At 67.2% G+C, this 18,756-nt stretch carries 14 protein-coding genes and 1 pseudogene; 6 read left to right on the forward strand and 9 right to left on the reverse strand.

The features are described 5' to 3' along the window. Positions 1-3: 3 nt before the first annotated feature. From APZ15_RS29950 to APZ15_RS29965, 4 genes are all read right to left on the reverse strand, one after another. Positions 4-1,014 (reverse strand): ABC transporter permease, encoded by a 1,011-nt coding sequence (locus APZ15_RS29950; protein ID WP_027791924.1) that lies wholly within the window; start codon positions 1,012-1,014, stop codon positions 4-6. A 59-nt stretch (positions 1,015-1,073) separates the two neighbouring features. After that, the gene (locus tag APZ15_RS29955; protein ID WP_027791923.1) at positions 1,074-2,714 is read right to left on the reverse strand and encodes an ABC transporter substrate-binding protein; all 1,641 of its coding nucleotides are present in this window, start codon (positions 2,712-2,714) and stop codon (positions 1,074-1,076) included. Between the two features lie 65 nt (positions 2,715-2,779). Then, a complete protein-coding gene (locus tag APZ15_RS29960; protein WP_027791922.1) occupies positions 2,780-3,355 on the reverse strand; it encodes a GNAT family N-acetyltransferase in 576 nt (191 codons plus the stop codon). After that, a complete protein-coding gene (locus APZ15_RS29965; protein ID WP_027791921.1) occupies positions 3,352-4,506 on the reverse strand; it encodes an MsnO8 family LLM class oxidoreductase in 1,155 nt (384 codons plus the stop codon). The genes APZ15_RS29960 and APZ15_RS29965 overlap by 4 nt, the downstream gene beginning before the upstream one ends. Before the next feature lie 333 nt (positions 4,507-4,839). Here APZ15_RS29965 and APZ15_RS29970 point away from each other — a divergent pair, with 333 nt between their 5' ends. From APZ15_RS29970 to APZ15_RS29995, 6 genes and pseudogenes are all read left to right on the forward strand, one after another. Continuing rightward, positions 4,840-6,147 (forward strand): NtaA/DmoA family FMN-dependent monooxygenase, encoded by a 1,308-nt coding sequence (locus APZ15_RS29970; protein ID WP_027791920.1) that lies wholly within the window; start codon positions 4,840-4,842, stop codon positions 6,145-6,147. A 183-nt stretch (positions 6,148-6,330) separates the two neighbouring features. Next, positions 6,331-7,134 carry a transporter substrate-binding domain-containing protein gene (locus tag APZ15_RS29975; RefSeq protein ID WP_027791919.1) on the forward strand — a complete coding sequence of 268 codons (804 nt, stop codon included), beginning with the start codon at positions 6,331-6,333 and terminating at the stop codon, positions 7,132-7,134. 4 nt (positions 7,135-7,138) lie between these two features. Further along, the gene (locus APZ15_RS29980; protein ID WP_027791918.1) at positions 7,139-7,873 is read left to right on the forward strand and encodes an ABC transporter permease; all 735 of its coding nucleotides are present in this window, start codon (positions 7,139-7,141) and stop codon (positions 7,871-7,873) included. Beyond that, positions 7,870-8,640 (forward strand): ABC transporter permease, encoded by a 771-nt coding sequence (locus APZ15_RS29985; protein ID WP_027791917.1) that lies wholly within the window; start codon positions 7,870-7,872, stop codon positions 8,638-8,640. Before APZ15_RS29980 ends, APZ15_RS29985 begins: the two co-directional genes overlap by 4 nt. Before the next feature lie 26 nt (positions 8,641-8,666). Continuing rightward, on the forward strand, positions 8,667-10,049 hold the full coding sequence (locus tag APZ15_RS29990) for an LLM class flavin-dependent oxidoreductase (RefSeq protein ID WP_027791916.1): 1,383 nt from the start codon (positions 8,667-8,669) through the stop codon (positions 10,047-10,049). Between the two features lie 233 nt (positions 10,050-10,282). Then, a pseudogene (locus APZ15_RS29995) lies at positions 10,283-10,738 on the forward strand (MFS transporter); the annotation flags it as partial. Between the two features lie 4 nt (positions 10,739-10,742). On the opposite strand, the gene APZ15_RS30000 reads toward APZ15_RS29995, so the two are convergent. The 5 genes from APZ15_RS30000 to APZ15_RS30020 all read right to left on the reverse strand — a co-directional run bounded on the left by APZ15_RS30000 (position 10,743) and on the right by APZ15_RS30020 (position 18,588). Further along, complete coding sequence (locus tag APZ15_RS30000; RefSeq protein ID WP_027791915.1) at positions 10,743-12,917, reverse strand: TonB-dependent siderophore receptor; 2,175 nt, start codon at positions 12,915-12,917, stop codon at positions 10,743-10,745. 179 nt (positions 12,918-13,096) lie between these two features. Next, positions 13,097-15,121, reverse strand: a complete 2,025-nt coding sequence (fhuB, locus tag APZ15_RS30005) for a Fe(3+)-hydroxamate ABC transporter permease FhuB (RefSeq protein ID WP_226153247.1) — start codon at positions 15,119-15,121, stop codon at positions 13,097-13,099. Continuing rightward, positions 15,114-16,034, reverse strand: coding sequence for an iron-siderophore ABC transporter substrate-binding protein (locus APZ15_RS30010; protein ID WP_226153246.1), 921 nt, complete (start codon positions 16,032-16,034; stop codon positions 15,114-15,116). The genes fhuB and APZ15_RS30010 overlap by 8 nt, the downstream gene beginning before the upstream one ends. A gap of 50 nt (positions 16,035-16,084) precedes the next feature. Continuing rightward, positions 16,085-16,915, reverse strand: a complete 831-nt coding sequence (locus tag APZ15_RS30015) for an ABC transporter ATP-binding protein (protein WP_027791913.1) — start codon at positions 16,913-16,915, stop codon at positions 16,085-16,087. Next, positions 16,912-18,588 (reverse strand): cyclic peptide export ABC transporter, encoded by a 1,677-nt coding sequence (locus APZ15_RS30020; protein ID WP_034196066.1) that lies wholly within the window; start codon positions 18,586-18,588, stop codon positions 16,912-16,914. The genes APZ15_RS30015 and APZ15_RS30020 overlap by 4 nt, the downstream gene beginning before the upstream one ends. Between the last annotated feature and the right edge of the window lie 168 nt (positions 18,589-18,756).

The raw sequence follows: 18,756 nt of genomic DNA on the forward strand, positions 1-18,756 counted from the left end.
GGTTCAACGCGGTGCGCGGCGATCGCGCAGGCGCGGATCGATCAGCAGGTACAGCAGGTCGACGGCGGTGCTGAGCGCGACGTAGATCGCCGCGGACAGGATCGCGATCGCCAGGATCACCGGCATGTCCTTCGACAGCACCGCGTCGACGGTTACCTTGCCGAGGCCCGGCCGGCCGAACACCTGCTCGGTGATGACGGCGCCGCTGAGCAGCCCGCCCACGAGCCAGCCGGCGAGCGTGACGGCCGGCAGCGCCGCGTGGCGCAGCGCATGGCGCACGCGCAGCGCGAGGCCGCCGACGCCCCACGAACGCACCGTGAGCGCGTACGGCTCGTCGAGCGCGCGCTCGATGCCTTGCCGCAGCACGCGGCCGATCACGGCGCCCTGTGCGAGCCCGAGCGACAGCGCGGGCAGGACGAGCGACGCGAAGCCGCGATCGCCGGCCACCGGGAACAGCTTCAGCGTGAAGCTGAACACGAACAGCAGCATGATGCCGAGCCAGAACGACGGCGTCGACGCGAGCAGCAGCTCGACGCCGGATGCCGCGCGCCCCGCCCAGCGGCGACCGGCCGTGAGCACGGCGAGGCCGACCGCGAACGCGATCGTCACGACGAACGCCGCGCCCGTGAGCTTCAGCGTCGGCCACAGCTGGCCGAGCACGAGCGGTGCGACGTCGGTGTTCAGGATGTACGAGCGGCCGAACTCGCCGTGCAGCACGCGCCACAGGTAGTGCACGTATTGCAGCGGCAGCGGCTCGTCGAGTCCCCATTCCCGGCGGATCGCCGCTTCGATCTCCGGCGTGCTCAGCTGCTCGCCGATCAGGATGCCGACGATGTCGCCCGGTGCGAGATGCACGGCCGCGAACGACAGCGTGACCGCGGCCCACAGTACGAGCGCGCCGGTCGCGAGCCGCGTCGTGACCGGCGAATGCAGCCAGCGGCGCCAGGGGGCCGGCGAGCGTGCGGCCGGCAGCGCGTCCGGGACGGGGACGGGAGCGGAAGGCGAAGGGTTCATGTGCGATATCTCCTGTCGGTTTGGCGCGGCGTGCGGGGCAACGCGCTCGACGCGCCCGCCTACTTCTTGATCCACACGTCGTACGGGTTCTCGGGCATCTGCGCGAACGAGCGGAAGCGCAGCCCCTGGACCGCCTTCGCGGCGGCGATCTGGTCTTCGGGCTCGTACAGCGGCACCGCGTACGCCTGCTCGTTGATCGCGAAGTGCTGCAGCTCGCCGTACAGCTTCTTGCGTTCCGCGATGTTCTGCGTGCGTGCGGCCGCCTGCAGCCAGCGCGTCAGCTCGGGCGCCGCCGCACGGCTGTAGTTCAACGCGCCGCCGCGATCGACGGGCAGGTAGTGGCCTTCGATGTCGATGCCGTCCGGCGGTGTGTTCGAATTCGCGATCGAGCCGAACTTGCCGCTCTTGCGCGCTTCGACGTACGTGCCGTCGTCGACGTACTGGATCTTCAGGTCGACGCCGAGTCGCTGCCGCGCCTGCGCCTGCAGTGCCTGCAGCAGCACGTCGCGCTGGTCGCGCACCGTTGCCTGCGCCTGGATCACCGCGATCGTCAGCCGTTCGCCGCTCTTCGTGCGGTAGCCGCCGCTGTCGCGGACGTTCCAGCCGGCTTCGTCCAGCAACTGGTTCGCGAGCTTCGGGTTGTTGCCGTAAGTCTTTTCGATCGATGCGACATAGAGCGGATCGATCGGCGATGTGACGCCCCATGCACGCGTGCGCTCGCCGCGGTAGATCGACTGCACGATGCCCGTTATGTCGAGGCCTTCCAGCAGCGCCCGGCGCACCTTCACATCCTGCGTGGGACCGTAGCCGACGTTCAGGAACAGCGAGTAGGGCGTGCCGGTGTTGAGCGCGCGGCGGTAGGTGAAATCGGCGTTCTTGCGGATCAGCGCGGCGTCGTTGCCGGACACGCCTTCGATCACGTCGACCTGGCCTGACAGCAGCGCGCCGGTGCGCACGGACGATTCGGGCAGGAACCGGTAGACGATCCGGTCCAGGTACGCGGGGCCCTGGTGGCCCGCCGTCGGCGGCGCCCAGCGATAGTCGGGGTTCTTCGCGAATTCGATTTCCTGCCCCTTGACGTAGCGGCGCAGGATGAACGGGCCGGTGCCCGCGATGTCGGGGCCGCCCGATTTCAGGCTCGGTCGGTCGAACGCGTTCGGCGACAGCAGCGGCAGCCGGCCGGCGAATGTCAGGAACGGCGCATACGGCGCATCGAGCGTGATCGCGACCGTGTGCTCGTCCGGTGTCTTCACGTCCGCGACGTGCGAGATCAGTCGCGCGAGCTGGCTGCCCGCGGAGTACGACAGTTCGCGCGCGTTCAGGAAATTGCGGGCCACGGCCTTCGCGTCGAACGGCGCGCCGTCGGTGAACTTCACGCCGTCGCGCAGCGTGAACGTATACGTCTTGCCGTCGGCGGAGACCTTGTAGCCGGTCGCGAGCCACGGCACGTAGCTGCCGTCCGGCTTCTGTGCGAGCAGGCTTTCGTATGCGTTGCGCAGGAGCAGCTCGACCTTGTCCTGGCCGTTCAGTTGCGGGTTCAGCGTGCGCGGCTCCGTTTCGACGCCCCAGGTCAGCGCGCCTCCGGAGACGGGCGTGCCCTGTGCGAACGCCGCATACGGGAACGCGAGCGCGACCAGCAGCGCGGCCGAGGCGGTGCGGCGCGAAGCGCGGAGAGCGGAATCCGGAAATGCGAATGTCATGCGTGGCAGCCTTTCACGAGGTGGGTAGCAGGGGATGCGGTGCGCGAAGCCCGGAGGAGGGGGCGTCACGCGTTTGCGTGGAGCGGCACGTCGTGCGCGGTGGCATCGTCTGCCGCCGGATCGCGATAGAGCTCCGGGAGCAGGATTTTCCGCAGCCAGACGAGCGGCGTGCCGAGCGCATTCGTCGAGCGATCGAACGGCAGGTAGCCGTTACGTTCGTAGTACGGCTGCAGCCACGGATGGTTGGTCGCGGTCGCGAGATAGGTCGCGGGCGCTTTCACCTGTGCGGCCAGGAACCGCGATTCGACGTGCTCGATCAGTGCGTGCCCGAACCGCTGCCGCTTGAACGCGGGCGCGACCGCGAACCAGTGGAGGAACGGATACGGCATGCGGTGGCGTTCGCCGGATACCCATGGAAAGCGCACGGTCAGCGTGGCCGCGAGGGCCAGTCGGCCTTCCGGTGTCGTGTGTTCGAGCACGAACGTGGTTTCGCGCGCGACGGTCTGCGCGACGCGCTCGATCGGCGAGCGCGTGATCGTGAAAAGCACGCCCTGCGGCACGAGCGGCGCATACGCATCCTGCAGCAGCGCGTAAAGGGCCGGCACGTCGTCCGCGCCGGCAATGCGGATCGTATCGGTCATCGCGCGGTGCCCTCGAAGTCCGGTTGCGGCGTCGCGGCGCGCTCGCGCGATTCCCGCGCATCGGGCCGGTACCGCGACGCCGCCGCGCCGTGCTCGTCGGCCGACGCGCCTGCCAGCAGCCGCAGCGACGCAATACGCGGTGCGGCATCGGCGAGCGGCGTATCGATGACGAATTCGTCAATCCCGTGGCGGCGATGCAATGCGTGCAGTTCGTGCAGCACGTCGTCGCGCGTGCCGTGCACGATCCGCGTTTCGCGCGGATCGATGCGATGCGGGCCGCCGCCTGCCTGCCGGATATAGGCGTGCGCCTGATCGAGGCTGCCGACGTTGACGGCAGGCGTGTCGCCCACCTGCACGCGAAAGCCCTGATGTCCGCTCGCCAGCTGCGCGGCCGCGTCGCGGGTTGCCGCGACGATCGCGGAGACCGCAAGCAGCGGCGTGCGGCCGCCGGATGCGCTGCGGTATGCATCGAACGCGCGTTCCAGATCGGTCGGTGAGGCGTTCAAATGCGACGCGTAGACGAACGCCCAGCCGAGCCGCGCCGCGAGCGCGGCGCTTTCCGCACTGGCGCCGAGCAGGAACGGTTGTGCGGGCTCGGGCGGGCGCGGCGTCGCATGCAGCGTGGCGTCATCCTGACCGGTCGTATCGGCAGCCGTGGCTGCGCCCTGAAGATGACGATTCAGTTCGTCGGCCAGATCGGCGAATGACGCGCGCCGCGCGGGATCGTAGCCGGCCTGCAGCGCGCGCGTCGACAGCGGCAGGCCGCCCGGCGCCTTGCCGATACCGAGATCGACGCGGCCTGGCGCCAGCGACGCGAGCAGGTTGAAGTTTTCCGCGATCTTGTACGGACTGTAGTGCTGCAGCATCACGCCGCCCGAGCCGACGCGAATGCGCCGCGTATGCGCGAGCACGTGCGCGATCAGGATCTCCGGCGACGGGCACGCGAGCGCGGCGGTGTTGTGATGTTCGGCGAGCCAGTAGCGGTGATAGCCGGCGGCATCGGCGAAGCGCGCGAGCGACACGCTGCGCGCAAGCGCGTCGGCGGCCGTTTCTCCCGGCGCGACCGGGCTCTTGTCGAGCACGCTCAAGCGGAACGGCAACGCGGTCGAAACGGACGAATCGGAGTCGGAGCGGATGGCGTCGAACGTCATGATGAAGCGATCGGCGCGGGTCGAAACGGCCTGATCAACGGGTTTGGCATGCCGAATTATTTTGCGGCGCCGTTCGCACGGTCAAACAATCAAGAAGAATATCGAAAGCCGAAAATATTCGTTCCGGCCGACCGGGGGGCTTGCATTATGGTCGTTGACTGCGCGTCGTCTCGCGGCGTGTGCCTGGCTCCTGCCGGGCGATGCGGGGCCACGATGCCGACATGAAATGTCAGATCGAACGGAATCAAGAGGAATACAGATGAATAGAAAACGCGTACTGCGTGAGACGCTCACCCTCGTTACGCGCCATCGCGCGACGAACGGAGCCGCGTCATGAGCGGCCCACGTAGACGGTTGAAGACGCTCGTCGGCGCGGCGAGCGTGCTGTACGCACCCGGCGACGCGGATGCCGTGCACGGTGTGCGACGTGCGGCGTCGCTCGCACGCAAGGCGGAAGCCGAGAAGATCACCGGCCTCTTTACCGCCGACCTGCTGCAGGCCGATTCGGCCGGCCTTGCCGGCACGACGGGCAGCCAGGAGCCGATCGTCGCGCTGGCGGCGCTGAGCCAGGCGACGTCGACGATCGGCCTCGTCGCGACGGTGTCGACGACGTATCACCATCCGTACAACCTCGCGCGGCTGATCGGCACGCTCGACCACGTGAGCGGCGGCCGTGCTGCGTGGAACGCGGTGACGTCGTCGGTCGGCGAGGAGAATTTCGGCGATGCGGCGCTGCCCGACCCCGAACGGCGTTACGCACGTGCGGCCGAATTCGTCGAGGTCGTCAACGCGCTGTTTGACGCGAACGATCCGGGCGCGACGCGGCGCGGGCAGGGCGGTGGTATCTCGGTCGATCCGCGCAAGCTCGGGGCGATCGACTATCACGGCGAGCACTTCCAGGTGCAGGGGCCGCTGAACGTGCCGCCGTCGCCGCAGCGCCGGCCGGTGCTGTTTCAGGCGGGTCAGTCGGCCAGCGGCGTATCGCTCGGCGCGAGGTATGCGGAGGTCGTGTATACGTCTCAGCCGACGCACGAAGACGCGCACGCATTCGTCGAAGAACTGCATCGGCAGGCCATCGCATTCGGCCGTGGCGACCGGCTGCCGCTCGTGATGAACTCGTTCCATTCGGTGATCGGCGAATCCGATGCCGACGTCGCGCGACGGTTGCGCGACAAGCATGAACGCATCGATTACGAACAAGGCCGGCTGAAGCTCGCCGACATGCTCGGCGGCGTCGTCGACCTGCGCGACCTGCCGCTCGACCAGCCGTTGCCGGGGGCGCTGCTGCCGGCGATCGACAGCGTGCATCGCCGGCGAGGGCGTGTTGCGATCTTCGTCGGCTATGCGCGTCAGCGGCTGACGCTGCGCGAGCTGATCGTCCGCGCGCAGGAGACCGGCCACTGGTTCGTCGCCGGCACGCCGGAGCAGCTCGCCGATGCGATCGAGGCGCGCTATCGCGCGGGGCTCGTCGACGTGTTGTCGCTGCACGGGCTCGGTCAGCCGGACCAGGAGGACCTGCTGCTCAATGGCTTGCTGCCCGAATTGCGTCGTCGCGCGCTGCTCGATACCGACTACGTGGGCGGTGATTTCCGCGCGAATCTGGAGTTGCCGGCGTTGCAGCGCGAAACAGCGGAGGCGTGAGCGGGCGAACGGTCGAACGATGCACCGTGCTGGGCGTTCGGCGGTGCGCCGTTCCGCCATATCGCGCGATCAGATATTCATCGAAAAAATAACCATTTGGTACACACGTCGGCGCGCATTACAGTCTCGCCTCCTGCCGGCTGCGACGCCGGTCGTTCCGACGTTATTTCAGAAATTCGCCACATGAATCGTTTGATGCGTTCCAGTGTCCGCCGTGCCGCGGCCGCGGTGTTTGTGGTCGGCCTCGTGCCGGCTTCCCATGCGGCCCAGCCGACGTTGCGCGTCGGAATCGACGCCGAATCGTATCCGCCGTTCTTTTCGAAGGACGCGGCCGGCAAGTGGAAGGGCTGGGAAATCGACGTGCTCGATGCCGCGTGCGGCAAACTGAACGTGCGGTGCGAACTCACCGACATTGCGTGGGACGGCCTGATTCCGGCGTTGCAGAACCGCAAGATCGACGTGATCTGGTCGTCGATGACGATCACCGGCGAACGGCAGAAGGCAATCGATTTCAGTCGCGCGTATTACGAATCGCCGACGGTGTTCGTCGGCGCGAAAAGCGATCGGCGCCGCGTCGACTGCGCGGTGCCCGCGAGCTTCAAGGGTCGCGTGATCGGCGTCGAGGCAGGCACGAACTTCTCGGCCTTCCTCGATTCCCGCTTCAAGCCGGATGCGCAGATCAAGGCGTTCGACAAGTTCGACAACGCGCTCGCGGATCTGGTGTCCGGCCGGGTCGACTACGTGCAGGAAGGCAAGGGTCTGTTCACGGCCTTCCTCGCGTCGCGCGACGGCAAGGACTTCGAGGTCAAGGCGACGTGCGCGGACAACCCGGTGCTGGGCCTCGGCATCGGCGCGGGCGTGCGCCAAGGCGATGCGCTGCGCGGCAAGCTGTCGACCGCGATCGCTCAGCTGCAGCAGGACGGTACGTGGGATGCGATCACCGCCCGCTATCCGAACCTGAAGGGCACGATCGAGAAGGGCCGCTGACCCGATGGCCGCGGACGACTCGCTGCTCGCGCTGCTTGCATTCGACGACGGTGGATATGGCCGTGTGTTCGCGGGCGCGTTCGCGCTGACGTTCGGCGTCGCGGCATCGTCGTTCTGCACCGGCGTGCTGCTCGGCATCGCCGGCGCGCTCGGCAAGCTGTCGCGCCACGCGCCGCTCGCATGGCTCGCGCGGCTCTACACGACGCTGGTGCGTGCGCTGCCCGAGCTGTTGTGCCTGCTGCTCGCGTTCTATGCGCTCGCGCCTGCCGTCGAGGGCGCGCTGCGCCGCGGCGGCCTGGTGCCCGACGGCTTCGCGTTCCCGCCGTTCCTCGTTGCTGCGCTGTCGCTCGGTTTCATCCAGGGCGCGTATCTGACCGACATTTTCCGCGCGGCGCTCGTCAACGTGCCGATCGGGGAGATCGAAGCCGCGCATGCATACGGGATGACGCCATGGCAGACGTTCACGCGCATCCGGCTGCCGGCCGCCGCGCGGCTCGCATTGCCGGGCGTCGGCAACGTGTGGCTGAACGCGACCAAGGACGCGTCGTTCATCAGCGTGCTCGGCTCGTTCACGGACTTGCTGAAGGCGAGCCAGCTCGCGGCCGGCGCGACCCGTCACTATGTATTCTTCTATCTCGTCACGGCCGCGCTTTTCCTGCTGCTGAGCATCGCGTCGACCGGCATCTTCGCGGTGCTCGAGCGGCACGCGAACCGTGGCACGAGGCGCGCAACCGCATGATCTTCTCGCTGCCGTTCCTGCTCGATACGGTGATGCCGAAGCTGCTCGCCGCAGTGCCGACGACGCTCGCGCTGACACTTTTTTCGGGCGTGGCCAGCGTGCTGCTGGGCGTGCCGCTCGCGCTCGCCGCCGGTGCGCGCCATGCGCCGCTGCGCTGGTCCGCGCGCGGCTGGATCATGCTGATTCGCGGCACGCCGCTGCTCGTTCAGCTCTATTTGCTGTACTACGGATTCGGGCAAATCGTGCCGCGCGAATGGATGCGCGACAGCTGGGCATCGCCGCTGCTGCGCGACGCGTTCTGGTACGCGATCGTCGCATTGAGCGTGAACGAGAGCGCGTATGTCGCGACGATCCTGCGCGGCGCGATCGCCGGCGTGCCGGCCGGCGAGATCGAAGCCGGGCACGCATACGGCATGACGCGCGCGCAGGTGCTGCGCCGCATCGTCGGCCCGCGCGCGTGGCGGCTCGCGCTGCCCGCGCTCGTCGGCGAGGCGATCCTGCTGCTGAAATCGACCGTCCTCGCGTCGACCGTGACCGTGTTCGACGTGATGGGAACGGCCAATACGCTGCGCTTCGAGACGTTGCGCGTGTACGAGCCGCTGGCCGGCGCGGCGATCGTCTATGTCGTACTGGTCGCGCTGCTGATCGTTCCTGCCGGCCGTTTCGAGCAGCACGTCAATCGCTACCTTACGCGCGCGCCAGACGAGCGCACGCCAGCACGGCGCCGCCGCCGCGCGTCGTCGGGCGCGTGGGCGGCACCCAACTGATTCCTTCCCTGATACCGATTTCGACGATGTCCGATCCTCGCCCGTTGCTGTTTTCCCTGTATGAACAAGCCAGTGTCGGTTGCGGTGGCGCACCAAGCTTGTGGACCCACCCTGCCGATGAACGGCTGCGCGCCAATACACTCGCGTTCTGGTCGAACCTCGCGCGCACGGCCGAACAGGCCGACCTCGACATGCTGTTCTTCGCGGACGTGCTCGGCCTGTACGACGTCTATGGCGGGTCGGCCGATGCCGCGCTGCAGTGGGCGGTCGAGTCGCCCGCGAACGATCCGATGATGCTGATTCCGGCGCTTGTCGCGCAGACCGAGCGGCTCGCGTTCGGCGTGACCGCGAGCACGACCTACGAGCATCCGTTCGCGCTCGCGCGCCGCTTCAGCACGCTCGATCATCTGAGCAACGGCCGGATCGGCTGGAACATCGTGACGTCCTACCTGACGAGCGCGGCGCGCAACTTCGGGCTCGACCGGATGATCGGTCACGACGAACGCTATGCGCGCGCCGAGGAGTTTCTCGACGTCGTCTACAAGCTGTGGGAAGGGAGCTGGGCGGACGACGCGGTCGTCGCCGACAAGCACGCGCCGCGCTATGCGCGTGGCGACCGCGTGCGGCCGATCGCGCACGAAGGCACGCACTATCGCGTGCAGGGGCCGCACGTCTGCGCGCCGTCGCCGCAGCGCTCGCCGGTGCTGATCCAGGCCGGCTGGTCCGGGCGCGGACGCGAATTCGCAGCGAAGCACGCGGAGGTGGTGTTCGTCGCGAAGTCGAATCCGCACGAGATCCGCGCGGGCCTCGACGAGATTCGCCGGCAGGCGGCTGAACGCGGCCGGTCGGCGGACGACGTGAAGTCGCTGACGGTGCTGCGGATCGTGACGGCGCGCTCGTCGAGCGACGCGAAGGAGAAATACCACCTGCTGCAGCAGCACTATCACCAACACGCGCAACTCGTCAGCTACGCGGGCGACACCGGCATCGACATCGACCGCTACGCGGACGACGAACCGCTTACGACGCAGACGGAAGGGCTCACGTCCTACGTGATGAGGCCCGACGGCAGCGGCAAGCCGCTCACCGCCGGCGACGTGCGGCGCAAGTTCGCGAGCGTCACGCGCGGCACCGACCTGATCCTCGTCGGCTCGCCCGACGAGGTCGCCGATCAACTCGCCGAGCATGCGCGGCAGTCGACGACGAGCGGCTACATGCTCAATCCGCTTATCAGCCCGGGCACGCTCGACGATTTCGCCGAACTGATCGTGCCGGAATTGAAGAAGCGCGGCCTGTACCGGACGACGGCACCGGCCGGTACTTTCCGTTCACGCCTGAGCGGACGGGATCGGTTGCCTGATACTGCGTATGGTTCGTCGTTCAGACATTCGGCCGTGGGGTTGGTCTGACCTCAAGCAATTCGGTGCCGGTATCTTCAGCGCGCAACCGACGCTCCGGTGTCGTGGAACGTTCGGACGACGGTCGGGGATTGATCCGCTTGGCGGGTGGTGAGGTGCAAGTTTTTCGTGTACTAAAACGACAAGCGAGGGTGCGCCTTGATGAGTGATGCAAGGCGTACTGAAGCCTGGTGAAGCAGGCTCACCCGGGTGTGTCCTGATCATTCTCGCGGGGCATACGTTTGATGCGCATCGATCAGCCGGCCTTCTTGGGTTCCCTTTTTCTGTCGCGGCTCGCGGACCAGATGCTGCTCTTTCTGGTACCGCTCGTCGTCTTTCAGATCACGCATAAAGCGACGTGGTTCGGGCTCGCATTTTTCATCGAAGCGTTGCCGTGATTCATCGCCTTTCCGGTCTGCGGTGCATTGAGCGACCGCGTGCCGCCCGTTCGCGTGCTGCGAGCGAGCCGGATCAGTCGGGCCGTCGCCTGCATGATCGGCATCGCCGGCTATGTCGCCTGGAGCGGAATCGGGTGGCTGATCGCGTTGTCCGCCGTCTGTGGCGCACTCACGAGTCAGGGGCTTGTCGCTCGCGAAGTGCTGCTGCCACAGATTTCTACGCGGCAGCGCTTCGAAAAAGTGCTGTCGTATACGCAGCTTGCAGAGCAGATGGGTGTCGTGCTCGGGCCGATCGTCGCGGCGGCACCTAGAAATCGGAACGCACGGTCAGCATCACGTTGCGCGCATCGCCGAATACGCTGTAATAGGTGCTGGGCGGACGAATGTAGTACCTGCGATTGAACACGTTATTCAATTGCAAGGACGCCGTCACGTGCTTGGTGAAACGATATCCCGCTTGTGCGTCGAAAACCGCATAGCCGCCCTGTTCGACGCCACGCGAAATCCGCGTTTGAGCGAGCATGCCGCCCCCGATCGAGAATCCGCGTAACGGGCCTTGCGAGAGCGTATATCGGGTCCACAGCTTGAACAAATGCTTCGGATCCGTGCCGTCGGTGAGATCGGGCGAGTCGTTCTCGTAGTGTGCGTTCAGATACGTGTAGCCGGCATAGAGATTCCAGTTTGGCGTCGGCTGGCCAGTGAGTTCGAGTTCGATACCCTGATTGCGTGCCTTGCCTGCTGATACGTAATAGAACTGATGGGCAGGATCGGCAACGGCGCGGTTGTCGTCGTTGATGCGGAACAGCGCGGCGTTCGCATTCAGGCGGCCATCGAGCAGGCTGCTTTTTATGCCCACTTCATACTGCTCTCCCGAGCGCGGCGGCAGGCCCGGCCCCGAGTACGTGCCTTGCGTTTGCGCATCGAGGAACCGCGCGTAGTTGGCGTAGGCCGTCAGCGACGGCACGATGTCCCACAGCAAGCCGGCGGACGGCAGGAAGCGATGATTGACCTGTGCGTTGGTCGTCCAGTCCGCGACGCTCGGCAACGTCGACTGCGTGCGGTCTTGCAGGAACGCCTCGCGGCCGCCGAGCACGAGCGTCAGCGGCGTGGCGAGCTTGATACGCGCCTGCGCATAGACGCCGTATTGCACGGTGCGGTGATTGGTGCCGAACGTGTACGGTACGTCCACGGCGGGTACCGCATTGGGATCGTAGAGACTGTAGGCGCCACCGTACGGGCCGCTCAACGCGCGATAACCCGATTGCGCGCCCGATGTCATCACGGCGTAGTTCGCGCCGATGGTCAGCGTATGCGTCTGCCCCCAGAGGCGGACCGGGCCGGATACATTGGTGTCCGCGCCGAACCAGTCATAGCTCGTGCGCTGCCGCTGGTCTCCGAAGCGCGCGAGGCCGTTTGCGGTCGCGCCGGGGCCGGAGTACGCGTAGTAGGCCTTGGAGAGTTCGTGGCGGTAGAACAGCGTGGTCGAAGATTGCCACGCGTTTTCGAACCGATGCACGAGGTTGGCGTTGACCTCCTGCAACGAGGTGTACGCGTAGTTCCAGCTCGGACTGAAGTTCCGCGTATATTCGCTCGGCACGCGCCCGGTGAGCGCGGTACGCGTGCTGTTCAGCACGCCGCCCGCACCGTAATCGATGCCGGAAATCGGCGAGACCTGATAGCCGCCCGAGAACGACAGCGTCGTGCGCGGCGTGAGGTCCCAATCGAGCGCACCATAGGCCATCACCTCCTTGCTGCGCGTGCGCTCGATGGATTGCATACCGGTGCTGCCCACGAGAACGGCGCGTCCGCGCAGCGTGCCGTCCTTGTTCAGCGGCCCGGTGACGTCGATCATCTGGCGCACGCTGCCGAACGAATCGACCTGTGTTTCCGTGCCGAGATGGAACTGATCCTGAGGGCGCTTGCGCACGAGATTGACGACGCCGCCCGGCTCGCCCATGCCATCGATCGAGCCTGCCGGGCCGCGCAGGATTTCGACGCGGTCGTACATCGCCAGATCGAATTGCAACTGATACTGCAGGCCGCTCAGCGTCGGGACCCCATCGAATTCAATGCCGAGCTGCGAGCCGCGCGCGCGGAAGTACGCGGTACCGTCGCCGTAGTCGATCGAACTGACACCGGTCACGGAGCGCAACGCCTGCTGGATGGTCGTGATGTTCTGGTCGTCCATCCGCTCGCGCGTGAGCACCGAGACCGAGTTCGGCGTCTCCTTGATCGATTGCGCGACTTTTCCGCCGATGGTGGCCCACTTTGCAGCGTAGTTGCCGCTGCCTTCGGTTGTCGCATCGGCGTCCTTTGTGCCCACCACCGTCAAGGCGGGCAGCATGCCGCCGGCCGGGGCGGGCGAGCCTTGCGCGTTCGCCCACGAGGAGGCGAGGCACAGCGCCGAAAAGGCGAGCGGGGCACCGCTGCGTCGTCCCGTCGTCACGCGCCGCGCGCGCGGGTGGTCTATTCTCGTTGTCATGGTTGATCATCCCGATGTTGAAAAATGTCGAACTGCTTCCTCCCGCCAGCGGCGGGTTGAAAAATGGGGGGGACGATCTTTATCGACGGGCATCTGACGGCCTCGTCTGTCTTGAATCCATGCACTACCGAACAATCGCCGGACCGACATCGTGGTCGATCCCGCGACCCGTGACGCAATTACCGCCGCAACCCGCGCAACATCACGAGCGCGACGAGCCACGGTCCGCCGAGCAGCGTGGCGACGAGGCCGGTCGCGATTTCCTGCGGAAAAACGATCTGCCGCCCGAGCCAGTCCGCCGTCACCATCAGCAGCGCGCCGAGGGTTGCGGCCAGATAAAGCTGCGGCACGGGGCGGCGCGCACCGGAAAACCGTGCGATATGCGGCGCGATCAACCCGACGAACGACAACGGTCCGACAATCACGGTGGCCGCCGCCGTTGACATGGCCGCCAGCAGCAGCAATGCGAAGCGCGCGCGACCCACGGGCACGCCGACGCTCGCCGCGACGTCCGTGCCGAGCGCAAGAGCGGCGAGCCAGCGTCCGGTCAGCGGTGCAACGGCGAGCGTGAGGAGCGCCAGTGCCGCGACGCTCCATGCGATGTTGGGCGCGACGTAGTAGGTGGATCCGATCAGCAGATCGACGAGCACGCCCGCGCGCGGATCGCCGCTTGACATCAGCGCGCCGACTACCGCGTTGAACAGCGCACTGATCGACAGCCCGACGAGCAGCAGGCGCTCAGGCGCGAATCGCGCGCGCCGTCCGAACCAGACGAGCAGCATCAACGTCGCGAACGTGCCGGCCACGCAGCCTGCCACCAGCGCGGCGGGAACGAGGCGGTGACCGAGAAACAGCACGGCGACCATGCCGAACATGCCGCCGGAACCCACACCGAGCACGTCGGGACTCGCCATCGGATTCGCGCTCATGCGTTGCAGCAGTGTTCCCGCGACTGCCAGCAGAGCGCCCGCCGCCAGCGCCGCGACGAGGTGAGGGCCGCGCCAGAACAGCAGGCTCTCGATTTGCGTGAGCGTGGCGACGCTCGTGCCGGTGGGGCCGCGAGAGACCGCCAGCGACAGCAGGCATGCGAGCGGTAGCAGCATGGCCCATACCAGCGCCATCGCACGAGGCGCGCGGCGATCGTGCCGGGGGCCCGCTGCAGCATGCGCATCGGGCCGCGTGCGCAAACGCGGCAGTAACGCGACGAGCAGCGGCACGCCCACGATCGCGGTCGCGCTTCCGGTCGCGATCACGTGTGCGGAAAACAGGTCGGCCCGCGCGGCCGTGCGCACGATTTCATCGGTGAGCCACAGCAGCGCCGCGCCGGTGAGCGGTGACCACACGAGCCGCGCGCGCAATTGCCGCGCGCCGGCCAGGCGGGCCAGCAACGGTGCGGCCAGGCCGATGAAGCCGATGACGCCCACTTCGGCGACCACGAACGCCGTGAGCGCGACCGCGACGAACAACGCGGCGCCGCGCACCCATCCGACCGCGACACCGAGATGGCGCGCCGTCGTGTCGCCTGCGTCGAACAGACTCAGCGGACGATAGAGCAGTGCGGCGCCGCCCGCGCAGGCGGCGAGCTGCATGCCCAGATGCAGCGTCGGTTGCCAGCCGTTCTGGTCGAGCGCGCCGCCGCCCCAGATCTGCAAGCCCGCAAGCCTGTCGAAATGCACCACCGAGATCGCGAGACTGATTGCGCCGCAGTACAGGTTCACCACCATGCCGCCGAGGATCACGCCGAGCGGCGACATACGTTGCGCCCATGCCAGCGCGAACACGACGAGCATCGCGGTCGCGCCGCCCGCCAGTGCCAGCGTGCTTCGACCCATGGCCAACCAGCCGGGCATCCAGATCGTCGCGACAGACAGCGTGAGATACGCGCCCGGGAACACCCCGAGCGTCATGGGTTCAGCGAGCGGATTGCGCAGCACCTGTTGCATCAGCGCGCCCGCGAGACCGAGTGCGGCGCCGCACAGCAGCGTCATCGCGACGCGTGGCAGCAGGCTGTAGTGGACGAGCAAGGCCCCCACGTCCTGCGTGTCGGCGGTGGCCGCGAGCGCGTGCCAAAAGGATGCGCCCGCCAATGCGCGATGCACGTCCGTGGCGGTGAGGCATGCGGCGAGTACGGCCATGGCGCCGACCAGCGCCAGGCGCCGATCGCTTGTCCGTGCGACGCGTCCGGCCAGCACGAGGTTACGCAAGGTCGCCTCCGCCGTGCTCAAGTGTGGCGAGGGCGACCGAGACGGCCGCGGCGAAGCGGCGCATCGACACGAGTCCGCCGAAGGCCGCGATCACCGGCAGTACTGCGACGCGTTTCTCGCGCACGGCAGGCAGCGCACGCCACAACGGGCTCTGGTTCAGCGCGGCACGCACGGCGGCGCGCAGCGGCCCGATCAGCAGAATGTCCGCGTGCGGGACATCGAACAGGCGTTCCAGCGCGACGGTGGCCGAGCCGGTTACGGAGGTGCGCCATGGCGTGGAGGCCGCGCGGCTCGCCGCGTCGCGAGGGTGGGCCGCATTGTCGACGCCGATGCGCGCGAGCACGTCGTCGAACAGGCTACCCGCGCCATAGACGCGAAAATGTCGCTCGTCGAGTGCTTCGGCGACGATCACGGCTCGCGCCGGGTGAGCCCCGGTGCTCGCGATCCGGGTGGCCACCGACGCGAATTCCTGTTGCGCGGCGGCGATCAGCTCGGTGGCGGATAGCGGCGCCCCGATTGCGCGCCCCATCGCGGAGGTTTCATCGCAGAGCACTTCGAGAGGCCGTGCAGCGCTCATGTATGTGCCCAGCGTGAGCGTCGGCGCGATGCGTCGTAGCGGCGTCATCAACGCCGCATGCGCCGGCGTGACGATGATGAGATCCGGCGCGAGCGCGAGCAGCACCTCGAAATTCGGCTGATAGAGCAGGCCGACATCGGCGACGCCGGCCGGCAACGGCGGCGTCACGATGCCGCTCGCATACCAGTCGGGCAACGGAATGCCGACGGGCGCGCGCCCGAGCGCGAGCAGCGTTTCCGTCAGTTCCCAGTTGAGCACCACGATGCGGTGCGGGAACCGTGTGACCGCGGCAGCGACGCATGGCGCGGAGAACCGTGTGCCGGAGCCGGCGAGCACGGTGAGCGCGACGAGCAGTTGCCGGCGGCGCGGATTCGCAACGAGCAGGTTCATGCCGGAAACCCCAGACGCCGCCCGCTGACCGGATCGGCGCTCACGCGCATCGGCACGCCGTAGATCGATTCGAGGTGGACCGGGTCCATGATGTCGGCGGCGCGCTCGCGCATCAGCAGACAGCCCTCGCGCAGCGCAACGATGCGGTCGCAGAACCGCGCGGCCATGTTCACGTCGTGCAGAACGACGACGGCGCTCATCGCCCTCGTCGCGCAGAGCGTGCGCACGAGTTCGAGCACGGAGAGCTGATGGTTGAGGTCGAGCGCCGACGTCGGTTCGTCGAGCAGCATGCAGCGGCAGTCCTGTGCGACCAGCATCGCCAGCCATGCACGCTGACGCTCGCCGCCCGACAGTACGTCGACGGGGCGATCGGCGTGACGGAGCACATCGGCTGCACGCATCGCGCGCTCGACGTGCTCGGCGTCTTCGTCCCCGAAGCGTCCGAGCGCGCCATGCCACGGATAACGCCCGAGGGCGACCAGTTCGTGCACGGTCATGCCGTCGGTGGGCGGCGTCTGCTGCGGTAGATACGCGACCTGGCGCGCGAACTGGCGTGCGCCCCAGCCGGCGAGCGGCTTGCCCGCGTAGCGAATCGTGCCGGCAGTGGGGGCGAGCTGACGAGCGAGCAATTTGACGAGCGTGGATTTGCCCGAACCGTTGTGCCCGACCAGCCCGGTCACGCATGCGGGTTCGATCGCGAGAGTGATCGATTGCAGCAGGGGACGGCCGCTGGCGACGTACGACACGCGTTCGAGCGAGAACGTCGCGGCATTGCCGGTGTCGCCGCATGCGGAGCGGGCTGCTTCGTCGCGCACGATATGGCTCATGCCGCGCTCGCCATGTCGTTGCCGCCCGTACGCCGAGCATTGTCCGCGCCGGCCGTGTCCGCGGTAATCGCGGCGATGCGCCCGTTCTCGAGTTTGATGAGCCGGTCGGCGAGATCGAAGTAGCGATCGTCGTGCGTGATGACCAGCACGGTTTTGCCGTTCGCCTTCAGCGCGGGCAACAGCGTGCGATAGAACACGTCCTTGAAGGCCGGATCCTGATCGGCAGCCCATTCGTCGAAGACATAGAACGGTCGATCCTCCAGGAATGCGACCAGCAGCGCGAGGCGTTTGCGCTGACCTTGCGAAAGGGCGAGCGTGGAGAACGTGCCGCGCTCGATGCGCACCTTGTGGTCGAGTTGCAGCGCGACGAGCAACGTACGCGCCATCCCTTCGCGTTCGCCGGTCAGGCCGAGCAGCGAATCGAACAGATGAAAATCGCTGAAGACCACCGAGAAACGCTGTCGATACGCGGCACGCGTCGTGTCGTCCACGGCGACGCCATCGACGAGCAGACGGCCGCGCTCGGGCGCGTAAAGGCCGACGAGCAGCTTCGCGAGCGTGGTCTTGCCGCTGCCGTTGCCACCGACGAGATACACGAGCTCTCCGGCGTCGAACGTCAGATCGATGGGCCCGAGCGTGAACAGGCCGTCGTCGCTTTCGCGCACATAACGATGTTCGACACCTTCGAACGCGATGCGCGAGAATCCTTCGGCCGGGGCTGGGGCGGAATCGGCGTGATTGCCTGGTTCGGCAGGCAGCGCCGCTTCGAGCGCGCCGATGCGCTCGAACGCAACGCGTGCCGAGTTGAGCGACGGTAGCGCCGCGAGCAGCCCTTCGACGGGCATGATCAGATAGAGGAACACGAGCGCGTAACCCGACATGACGTGTGCGTCGGCGCCGAACAGATGCGCGAGCACGAAAGTCGTCAGGCCGACGAAACCGAACAGCAGCAAATTGCCCCAGCTTGCCGCGAGCGCGTGCAGCACATAGCCGCGCGTGCGCTGCACGCGCACCGCTTCCACGTGCGGTGCGAGCTCGCTGCCGACGAACGCGTCCGCGCGGGCGCGATGCAGCTTGAGTTCCTTGGCGCCGTCGAACAACGCACGAAACTGGTTCAGCAGCGTGTCCTCGCGGTCGCGCGAGGCGCGCAGATGACGCAGCGCACGGGCGCTCACCAGCTGCGTGCCGAGCGTGCCGGCCCCGAGCACGCCCAGCGCGACCGCAAGGATCGGCAGCGAGAGCATGCCGAGGTACGTGAGACAGCCGACGATCACGGCGCCCTGCATCGCAATGGAGGGCAGGCTCACGAAGAACACGACGATGCTGTCGAGATCCTGGGTCAGCGCGCCCACCGCGCGGGCCGCGCCGCACCGCTCCAGATCGCGGAACGACGCGGCGGTAATGCGCCCGATCGTCTGCATGCGCAGTTGAGCCTTGACGCGCTGACCGAGATACATGAATAGCGCCTGCGAGCCGATGCGCGTCACGAGCACCAGCGCGGCGAGCAGTACGAAGCGCATGCCCAGGTGCATCAGCTGTGCGCCCGACGCTTGCAACGCCTGATTGATGAGTGCCACGAGCGCCGCATTCGCGAAGCCGCTCGCGAGACTCGCGAATAGCGCGACCGGCAGCAACCAGCGTGAGTAGCGGAGCAATGAGGCAATGAGAGGCATAAGTCGTCGAAGGGCGTGCGGACGTGCTGGTTGCACGTGTTGTGTCTCATAAATAAGAATGAGACGTATTAAACGTGGCGAGCGGGATTTGGCCGTAACCATTGATGGGTAAGGAGATTAATGCCTCCCGCAGCCGAAAGGTAGACAGGCGATATCGATTTTTTGACA

The sequence above is a fragment of the Burkholderia cepacia ATCC 25416 genome, assembly GCF_001411495.1.
GTDB lineage: Bacteria > Pseudomonadota > Gammaproteobacteria > Burkholderiales > Burkholderiaceae > Burkholderia > Burkholderia cepacia.

Coding starts and splice junctions, on each gene's coding strand:
- APZ15_RS29950 (WP_027791924.1), bottom strand. CDS start 1,014: ATGAACCCTTCGCCTTCCGCTCCCGTCCCCGTCCCGGACGCGCTGCCG.
- APZ15_RS29955 (WP_027791923.1), bottom strand. CDS start 2,714: ATGACATTCGCATTTCCGGATTCCGCTCTCCGCGCTTCGCGCCGCACC.
- APZ15_RS29960 (WP_027791922.1), bottom strand. CDS start 3,355: ATGACCGATACGATCCGCATTGCCGGCGCGGACGACGTGCCGGCCCTT.
- APZ15_RS29965 (WP_027791921.1), bottom strand. CDS start 4,506: ATGACGTTCGACGCCATCCGCTCCGACTCCGATTCGTCCGTTTCGACC.
- APZ15_RS29970 (WP_027791920.1), top strand. CDS start 4,840: ATGAGCGGCCCACGTAGACGGTTGAAGACGCTCGTCGGCGCGGCGAGC.
- APZ15_RS29975 (WP_027791919.1), top strand. CDS start 6,331: ATGAATCGTTTGATGCGTTCCAGTGTCCGCCGTGCCGCGGCCGCGGTG.
- APZ15_RS29980 (WP_027791918.1), top strand. CDS start 7,139: ATGGCCGCGGACGACTCGCTGCTCGCGCTGCTTGCATTCGACGACGGT.
- APZ15_RS29985 (WP_027791917.1), top strand. CDS start 7,870: ATGATCTTCTCGCTGCCGTTCCTGCTCGATACGGTGATGCCGAAGCTG.
- APZ15_RS29990 (WP_027791916.1), top strand. CDS start 8,667: ATGTCCGATCCTCGCCCGTTGCTGTTTTCCCTGTATGAACAAGCCAGT.
- APZ15_RS30000 (WP_027791915.1), bottom strand. CDS start 12,917: ATGACAACGAGAATAGACCACCCGCGCGCGCGGCGCGTGACGACGGGA.
- APZ15_RS30015 (WP_027791913.1), bottom strand. CDS start 16,915: ATGAGCCATATCGTGCGCGACGAAGCAGCCCGCTCCGCATGCGGCGAC.
- APZ15_RS30020 (WP_034196066.1), bottom strand. CDS start 18,588: ATGCCTCTCATTGCCTCATTGCTCCGCTACTCACGCTGGTTGCTGCCG.